Origin of the sequence: uncultured Bacteroides sp., from assembly GCF_949298305.1 — a bacterium.
GTDB lineage: Bacteria > Bacteroidota > Bacteroidia > Bacteroidales > Bacteroidaceae > Bacteroides.
Genome location: NZ_CASFWU010000108.1, coordinates 1 through 8,137 on the forward strand (window position 1 = coordinate 1; position 8,137 = coordinate 8,137).

Below are 8,137 nucleotides of genomic sequence, written 5' to 3' on the forward strand. Positions count from 1 at the left end.
GGTGCCCGTGTGCCCGTGCGCTTCATCAACTTCCCCGTCAGGGTGGGGGCGCACAACATAGGCCGCCAGTACGTGCTGGCCGTGCGCCTGATGCGCGCCCTCAACATCTGCCTCTGCCTGCTGTTTGCCTCCGGCCCTCTGTCGGAGCATTACGCATGGTCGAAGGTGCTGATGCTGGTCTCGCTGGGGCTTCTGGTGCTCTCGCTGGCGGTCTACTACGTGTTGGCCTTCCGCTATAAATGAGTGCGGCGGTGTTCTGCGGCCGTCCTCGTTTGACTGCCGGCGTGGCGGGCAGGCGGGGTTTTCTGCCGGGAGCGGCCTAAAAAAGGCGGGGCGCAGAGGTGTGACTTTCAGAATAATTACTATATTTGTAAAATAGAAAGAACCTTGGTTAACCACAGAAAATCAATGTATCATGAAACGCACCTTATTCCTTTTATTTCTTTTCATCGCTGCGGCGACGTTTGCCAAAGATGTCACCGAAGAGCAAGCTCGCAGGGTGGCCTACCAGTTCTGGCAATCTTCACCCGCTACACGTGGCGGCACGCCTGTGCTGCAGATGGTGTTCCACAGCGAGGGCCTCGCAACCCGCCAGCCGGGTGCTGCGCCTGCCTACTATGTGTTTGACAATACGGCCGGGCCGGGCTTTGTCGTGGTGGCCGGAGACGATGTGGCCCTGCCGGTACTGGGCTATTCGTTTGAACATGAGTTTTCCGCCGACCGCTTGCCGCCCAACCTGAAAGAATGGCTGGAACAGCTGCGGCAGGAGGTGAACGACATGCGGAGGGACGGAGTGGAGGCCTCGGCCGACGTCAGCCGGCGCTGGACGTCAACCCGCGCCGGCGCTCCGGTCGTGAAGCTGGAGACCGCCCGCTGGAACCAGGCGGCTCCCTACAACCAGTTGTGCCCCACGGTGAACGGCAATTCCACCTATACCGGCTGTACGGCCACCGCGCTCGCCATTGTCATGCGCTACCACCGCTGGCCGGAGAAAGGCGTCGGCACGCTGCCGGGCTATACGACCACTACCTACCAGAAGCCCGTTTCGGACCTGACACTGGGACATACCTACGATTGGGACAACATGCTCCTGGACTATCCCATGACGGGCTATTCGCAGACGGCTGCCAATGCGGTGGCTACACTGATGCGCGACTGTGGCATCATGCTGCAATCGGACTTTTGCCCCATAGGCAGCGCAGGCACTGCCGCCAGCATCTCGTACATTCCTCCCGGCCTGACTACCTACATGGGTTACGACAAGAATATCCGCGCGGTGCCGCGCGACGCCTACTCCGCGACCGAATGGCAGCAGCTGATGGCAGACGAGCTGGACCACAACCGCCCCGTGCTCTATACGGGAGCCAATGCGGAGGCGGGCCATGCCTTTGTGCTGGACGGCTATACGGACGACTATTATTTCAGCGTCAACTGGGGATGGGGAGGCTATTGCGACGGATACTTCCTACTCTCGGCCATGGACCCCGAGGGACAGGGTGCCGGAGGTTCCGGCAGTTACAACGAGGGCCAGTATGCCGTCATCGGAATACAGAAGGACAGCGGCGCCGGCGTGCAGGTGGAGGAGTTGAGGTTCATGAAGAACGTCTACGAGGGATATGAATACAAAGGATTGTCGGTCGGCGGGGAAGTCCGTACCGGTGAGCCTTTCACGTTGTATTTCGGCTTCCTGTTCAACAACGGCGTGGCCGCATTCAACGGTGACCTGAGGCTGGTCATGGCCGACCGCGACGGAAACTGGGTCGAAGAGTTTGGCCAGATGGCCATAGAGGAGCTGCCGGCCGGTTACGGCTATATGTCTTACGGGGAATTTGTCATTCAAAGCCCCATCCTCCCCGGCTACCGCATCCGGGCCTACTACCGCAGCGTGCATAATCCCGAGTGGAAAGTGGTGCGCGGCAATGAAGAAGAGGACTGTGTCTGGGACCTCCTCATAGGAGACCCCTACACCATCGAGGAAACTACCCGACTCACCTACAACAAGACAAGCCGTCTCCTGAAGCTCCAGGTGAAGGAGGGAGTCACGGCCCAACTGCACTCGGCCGACGGCAACGACCTGAGCGACCTGTGCCGCACGCAGGGAAATGAAATCAGCATCGACGCCTCGGCCCTGCCCGGAGGCACGTACCGCCTCACGCTGCGGAAGGGAAGCGAAGAAAAGCGGCTGAACCTCTCCCTGCCCGATGTAACCCCGTAATTTTCACCGTATGAAATTCAACCTTATTATGGAACTGAGTATGAGAAAACTGAATATATGCTGCCTGGCAGGAATGCTGCTGTCGGCAGTCTTGTGGTCCGCCTGTTCGGACGATAAAGAGAATGAACAGCAACCGCCGGCTCCCTCGGTGGCCTTCACGGACAACTCCTCGCCCGTATTCGAGGCGGCGGGCGGAGAGGCCGTCATCCGTTTCACCGCCAACACCGGCTGGACGGCCCAGACCGACCAGGAGTGGTGCAGCGTGTCTCCTTCGCAGGGCGATGCCTCCGTTTCGACCCTTACTCTCAGCGTAGCCGTAAACGACACGCCCGACGAACGCAATGCGACCCTCATCCTGAAGGCGGGGACCGCCACGGCGCGGCTGACCTTCTCGCAAAAGCAGAAGGACGCACTGACCGTCACCTCCAATCGCATCGAAGTGGGCTCTGAGGGCGGAACGGCCACCGTGGAGGTGATGGCCAACGTAGCCTTTGAGTACACCATCGACGAGAAAGCCGCAGCGTGGCTGACGCCCGTACAGACGCGGGCGCTTACTGCCACGCGCCTGCAGTTCAACGTGGCAGCCAACGAGTCGAGCGAAAAGAGGGAAGGAAAGATTGTCATCCACAGCGGCGAGCTGTCCGAAACGGTCACCGTCTACCAGGAAGGCGAGGTGCCCGCCCTGACCCTTACGCAGGACGAGTACACCGTGGGCAGTGAAGGCGAGGTCATCAGCGTGGAACTTCGCAGCAATGTTCCTTACGAAATGCGTCTGGTGGATGACGTCGACTGGATCAGTGAAGTGGCCACCCGCTCGTTCTCTACCTATACCCGCCGGTTCAAGGTTGAGCCCAACGAAGGCTACGACTACCGCACGGCGCGGATTGCCTTCTTCAACCGGGAGCTTTCACTGGCGGATACGGTCACCGTGACGCAGGTGCAGAAGGACGCCATCCTCATCGCGCAGAGCGAATACGCCGTAGAGGCTGCGGGCGGTTCGCTGGACTTCGCGGTCAATGCCAATGTGGACTTCCAGGTGGAATTGTCTGCCGAGTGGATCAAGCGCTCAGCCTCCACCCGCGGGCTTGTCGAGGTGCCGCTGAGTTTCACCGTCGAGGCCAATCCCGGCACCGGGGAACGCGAGGCGTTCATCATCCTGCGTGCCGGACAGGTGGAGCAAAGCATCCGGGTGCTCCAGGCAGGCCAGACGCCGAGTGTGCTCCGTCTGACCCACACCAACCTGCTGTTCAGCGTGCCTTTGTTCAGTGGCGCCGGCTTCTCGGGCGGAAACATCGCGTGGGGAGATGGCAAGGAGGAGGCATACCGGAGCGAGGCAAAGCATACTTACGTCAATGAGGGGCCGCACACCGTGTCCATTGAAGTGCCGGGTGCGGAAGAAGTCACCCTCCCGAATCTGACCGGCATTACCGATTTGGACCTGACTGACTTCTGAATCTGAATATACGGATGGGGAGGGATATGGATAAAATCCTCTGTGGACGGAGTGCCTTTCCCATCCGGATTCGGTTGCTGGCAGCCCGATTGCGGGCTTCGGCGCTTCTGCCTTCGGAGAATGACTTTCCGCTCATAGGGAGCGGACGGAAAAAATAAAAGGGGATATGCCGCATTGGCATATCCCCTTTATCTCTGTTTTTTCATTCCGGATTGTATTATGCTCCCGGGTGGATTGCTTCAGAAGGACAAACATCTGCGCAAGTACCGCATTCTGTGCAAGCTTCAGGGTCGATAGAATACTTGTCACCTTCAGAGATAGCGCCTACCGGACATTCGTCGATACAAGTTCCGCAAGCAATACAATCGTCACTAATTACGTAAGCCATTTTCGTAAATTTTTAAATTATTATTAGTACTAATTACGGCGACAAAAATAGTGGTTTTCTTTATTACTTGATACCAATCTGCTCTAAAAAAGGTGTAATTTATATGTCGTCTAAATAGTACCGGACTTCGTGTGGACGATATACTTTGTGGGGATGTGCAGTCTCGATGGACATCAAAGAGTCTGCAGATAGGTTGCAAAACAGGAAGGCATGGTAATGGATGTTGACGGCTCGTAGTCTGGCAAGACTCCGCACTTTTTTGAAGGAATGATTGCCGGATGACAAATAATTTCTCTTTTTTTTGGCCGACCCCGCTTATCTCCCTGCCGAATGTTGCCTGCTATCGTCTTGAAGGTTGCCTACCTTCATGCCGAATGTTGCCTGCTATCGGTCGGTAATACGTATTGGCATTATTAAGCATTTGATTCATAAATGTTTGTGTGGCTTTCGGATTTGAGGAACAGATTGTAATTATTTAAGATTTATAAGGGCTGCGGGCGCACTCTCCCCGAGGTGAGTATTTCATATATCAATAAGTGGACCGGTGTAGTTTGATGTGGTAAATAATGTTTAAACAATTCGAGCGTTGGCCGTAAGCTCCTTATACGGCGTTACGGGGATAAGAAGCTCAGTTGGTGCGTCGGTTCATGATTAATGCTTGTAAATTCTCACTCCGCCTTTTTTTGTCTATTGGCTTTGACTTCTTAATCCGCCTGGGCCGGTTGACAGTTTCTTCTGCTTCTTTCTCCCGTTAACTCCTGCCGGCTGGTTGTTCGTGTATTTCCGAATCAGATAAATCTGTCATTGATAAACGATTGCAGCTCTTTCCCTTGTGGAAGGGCGGACGAGGCTGTATTGTTTATGAGTACAACTCCAGTCCGAATTCGTCTTTCAGCTGTAGCAAGGCCTGGTTTTTCTGTGCCATCATTTGGAATTTCTCTACACGGCCGTAGGCTCGCACTTTTTCGGTGGGGGCACTGATACGCACGGTCATGGTGACTTTACGGTTTCTCAGTCGCTTGCGCAGATATTCCTGTATGACGGGTATCATTCCGGTAAATTCTTTGGCAACGATTTCATTGTCGACTACGGCTTCAAATGTCGTGTCGTTCAACAGGGTGAGGTGCATGTTTTGCATGCGTTTGGCTATGGCGGTCTGCTCCTGAGGCATGCGTCCGGCGTATTCCTGCCAGTAGTAATTGATGTCCCGCTCGTTGAAGATGTAGTCTTCGTCTGGCATCGGGGTTGATGGCGTTGCGGGCGCGGCAACGGGTTGTTTCTTCTCCTCTGCTGTTGTATGCGGGCGTTTGATGGAGACGCCCAAGTCGGACTTTTTCAGTATCGGTATCTTTTTCTCCTCCTGTTTCTGTCCCATCAGCATATCTTTGATGCTGGCTGACTGGGCTGTCGTTTCCTGCCTGGCAGCTGGTTGGGCAGACGGGGTGGCGGGCTTAGGAGCCTGGACGGATTGTGCGGGAGCGGGCTGTGCCTGCTGGCGCGTTGGGCCTGCTTGCGGCTGAGCTGCGGCAGGCTGGTTGAATAGGGGTTTGATGGCTGGCTTAGGGCCAAGCCCACCGGCCGCGTCGTCTCCCTCGGCGGTGAGTTGTGCTACCTGAATCAAAGTCAGCTCAACCAGCAGGCGTTTGTTCTTGCTGACCCGATAGTTCAGGTCGCAGTCGTTGCAGAGTTTCATCGCTTTATAGAGAAAGGGTAGCGGGCATTTCTGTGCTTGAGCTTGATAGCGTTGGCGGATGCTGGCGCCTACTTCCAGCAAGGGCAGGGTGGCGGGGTCTTTGCTTACCAGAAGGTCGCGCATGTGGGACGAGAGGCCGGTAATGAAGTGGCTGCCTTCAAAGCCTTTGTTTAGTACTTCGTTGAACAGCAGTAAGGCATCGCTCACTTTGTTTTCAAGGAAGTGGTCGGTCAGGCGGAAGTAGTATTCGTAATCCAGTACGTTTAGATTTTCGATGACGCTTTGGTAGGTGATGTGCCCTCCGGTAAAGCTTACTACTTGGTCGAAGATGGAGAGTGCGTCGCGCATACCGCCGTCGGCCTTCAAGGCTATGACGTTCAGTCCTTCAGGCTCGGCTGTAACTCCTTCTTTGGCGGCTACATATTCCAGATGAGCCACAATGTCTTCTACGCTGATTCGATTGAAATCGTATATCTGGCAGCGTGAAAGGATGGTGGGGAGAATCTTGTGCTTTTCTGTGGTGGCCAGAATGAAGATTGCGTGCCGTGGCGGTTCTTCCAGTGTTTTTAAGAAGGCGTTGAAGGCCGACGCCGAAAGCATGTGGACCTCGTCTATGATGTAAACTTTGTATTTGCCTATCTGAGGTGGAATGCGTACTTGGTCTACCAGTTGGCGGATGTCGTCTACCGAGTTGTTGGAGGCGGCGTCCAACTCGTGGATGTTGTAGGAACGCTGTTCGTTGAAAGCTGTACACGATTCACAATGGTTGCAGGCTTCGCCTTCTTCCGTGGGGCTCATGCAGTTGATGGTTTTGGCGAAGATACGTGCGCAGGTGGTTTTACCCACGCCGCGCGGTCCGCAGAAGAGGTAGGCATGGGCCAGTTTGTCTGTGGCAATGGCATTTTTCAGGGTGGTGGTCAAGGCTCGTTGGCCTACTACCGATTCAAATGTGGAAGGACGGTATTTTCGTGCCGATACAATGTAATTTTCCATAACTAGGGATGTTCTTGTCTCTTGCAGTGCCTGTCGGGGTCGGGGCGGGCTGTTCGGAAGGGGCTCTTCCGGCGTTCGTATGCATAAACCCTTTGCACTTGTGCAAATGTACGCAAAAAAAAGAAATATCTCGGTTATTCGTGTTATCTTTGTGCGCAAAGAGTCGTAGCGGCTTTTCTTTGGGAAAAGGTACGGCTTTGGGTTTGTTGTTTAATAATTGTTGTGTAAGGATGGATAAACTCGCTTCTTTGTGGGCTGCAATTCGTAAGAGTAAGTATCTGAACAAATATGTGGTGACGCTGGCCTTGTTTATTGTGATTGTGGGATTCTTGGACGAGAACAGTATCATACGCCGCGTGGGCTATGCCCACGAGGAGAGTCTTCTGCGTGAAGAGATTGGCAGGTATCAATCGGAATACGATGAAAGTACCAGGCGGCTCAATGAACTGGCGGTCGATTCGGGTGCCATTGAACGCATTGCGCGTGAGAAGTATCTGATGAAACGTCCCAACGAGGATATATTTGTGTTCGAAGGAGGTGCGCAATGAAGCCGTTGGTTTCTGCACTCTTTGCCGTAGGAGCCGTTATGGCCTTGGTGGGGGCTGCTGTCTACATCACAGGATGGTCTCTTGCCCCTTATGTCTACACGGTTGGGGCCACACTGGTAGCTTTGGCTCAAATTAATTCTCCATCTCAAAGTAGCAGTCCGAATGTGAAGCGTCTGCGCCGTCAACAGATATTTGGAGCATTGCTGCTCGTGTTGACAGGGGCTTTCATGCTTTTTACGCATGGCAACGAGTGGATCGTCTGTATGACAATAGCTGCCATCCTTGAGCTTTATACTTCTCTTCGTATTCCTCAGGAGGAAGCTAAAGAGAAGGAAAAATAATTCCGGTAAAAACAGGTCGGCCTTTTCGCCGTTTCTTTGAGCGGGAAGAATGATGGCGATGTATCTCTTCTGCACTATCCCCCAGTTGGTTTAGGGTACTTGCATTTTGTTTCATGGATGGTTGTAGTGTATCTGTAGGCTGTCGTCTTGCTTTTGCAAGGCGTAGGGCCTTTTTTGTGTTGTGTAGCCTGCTTTTGCTCCCCTTTTCCCCTGTTTTTTCAAAAAAGACTTTCCTATTTCTCCCGATTTTCCCGTTTTTCCCCTCATTTCCCAGTTTTCCGCTTTCGCGCGCCCGCGTTAATATAATTAGGTGTACGTTTCCTTCCCCTCCCATTCTTTCCTTCAAAAACCTGCTGTAAAACATGACTGTAAACCAACGCTTTATGAAAAACTTTCAGAAAAAGGTGAAAAAAGTCCCGCGTATGTTTTGCGTGTATGCGAAAACCCGCTACTTTTGCACCCGCTTTCGGAAACGAAGGCGGCGCTTCTTGAAAGACTGGCGAGCT

At 53.9% G+C, this 8,137-nt stretch carries 6 protein-coding genes and 2 pseudogenes; 5 read left to right on the forward strand and 3 right to left on the reverse strand.

Annotation, left to right across the window (positions count from 1 at the left end; all coding sequences use genetic code 11):
* The 3 genes and pseudogenes from Q1Y74_RS12310 to Q1Y74_RS12320 form a co-directional block, all read left to right on the forward strand.
* Positions 1 to 243 (forward strand): annotated as a pseudogene (locus tag Q1Y74_RS12310) (hypothetical protein); the annotation flags it as partial.
* A gap of 172 nt (positions 244 to 415) precedes the next feature.
* Positions 416 to 2,215, forward strand: a complete 1,800-nt coding sequence (locus Q1Y74_RS12315) for a C10 family peptidase (RefSeq protein WP_300814610.1) — start codon at positions 416 to 418, stop codon at positions 2,213 to 2,215.
* A gap of 40 nt (positions 2,216 to 2,255) precedes the next feature.
* Complete coding sequence (locus Q1Y74_RS12320; RefSeq protein ID WP_300814611.1) at positions 2,256 to 3,668, forward strand: BACON domain-containing protein; 1,413 nt, start codon at positions 2,256 to 2,258, stop codon at positions 3,666 to 3,668.
* A gap of 217 nt (positions 3,669 to 3,885) precedes the next feature.
* Here the strand turns inward: Q1Y74_RS12320 and Q1Y74_RS12325 are convergent, their stop codons facing one another.
* Together Q1Y74_RS12325 and Q1Y74_RS12330 are read right to left on the reverse strand one after the other, a co-directional pair.
* Positions 3,886 to 4,056 carry a 4Fe-4S binding protein gene (locus tag Q1Y74_RS12325; protein WP_021846942.1) on the reverse strand — a complete coding sequence of 57 codons (171 nt, stop codon included), beginning with the start codon at positions 4,054 to 4,056 and terminating at the stop codon, positions 3,886 to 3,888.
* Positions 4,057 to 4,915: 859 nt separating this feature from the next.
* The gene (locus tag Q1Y74_RS12330; protein WP_300814612.1) at positions 4,916 to 6,742 is read right to left on the reverse strand and encodes a DNA polymerase III subunit gamma/tau; all 1,827 of its coding nucleotides are present in this window, start codon (positions 6,740 to 6,742) and stop codon (positions 4,916 to 4,918) included.
* 230 nt (positions 6,743 to 6,972) lie between these two features.
* Between Q1Y74_RS12330 and Q1Y74_RS12335 the strand changes: the two genes are divergently transcribed.
* Together Q1Y74_RS12335 and Q1Y74_RS12340 are read left to right on the forward strand one after the other, a co-directional pair.
* Positions 6,973 to 7,290 (forward strand): septum formation initiator family protein, encoded by a 318-nt coding sequence (locus Q1Y74_RS12335; RefSeq protein ID WP_300814613.1) that lies wholly within the window; start codon positions 6,973 to 6,975, stop codon positions 7,288 to 7,290.
* Positions 7,287 to 7,631, forward strand: a complete 345-nt coding sequence (locus tag Q1Y74_RS12340; protein WP_300814614.1) for a hypothetical protein — start codon at positions 7,287 to 7,289, stop codon at positions 7,629 to 7,631. Before Q1Y74_RS12335 ends, Q1Y74_RS12340 begins: the two co-directional genes overlap by 4 nt.
* A gap of 263 nt (positions 7,632 to 7,894) precedes the next feature.
* On the opposite strand, the pseudogene Q1Y74_RS12345 reads toward Q1Y74_RS12340, so the two are convergent.
* A pseudogene (locus Q1Y74_RS12345) lies at positions 7,895 to 8,137 on the reverse strand (hypothetical protein); the annotation flags it as partial.

What these genes read in the sequence shown, in the direction of transcription:
- Q1Y74_RS12315 (WP_300814610.1), top strand. Translation starts at nt 416, where the DNA reads ATGAAACGCACCTTATTCCTTTTATTTCTTTTCATCGCTGCGGCGACG.
- Q1Y74_RS12320 (WP_300814611.1), top strand. Translation starts at nt 2,256, where the DNA reads ATGAGAAAACTGAATATATGCTGCCTGGCAGGAATGCTGCTGTCGGCA.
- Q1Y74_RS12325 (WP_021846942.1), bottom strand. Translation starts at nt 4,056, where the DNA reads ATGGCTTACGTAATTAGTGACGATTGTATTGCTTGCGGAACTTGTATC.
- Q1Y74_RS12330 (WP_300814612.1), bottom strand. Translation starts at nt 6,742, where the DNA reads ATGGAAAATTACATTGTATCGGCACGAAAATACCGTCCTTCCACATTT.
- Q1Y74_RS12335 (WP_300814613.1), top strand. Translation starts at nt 6,973, where the DNA reads ATGGATAAACTCGCTTCTTTGTGGGCTGCAATTCGTAAGAGTAAGTAT.
- Q1Y74_RS12340 (WP_300814614.1), top strand. Translation starts at nt 7,287, where the DNA reads ATGAAGCCGTTGGTTTCTGCACTCTTTGCCGTAGGAGCCGTTATGGCC.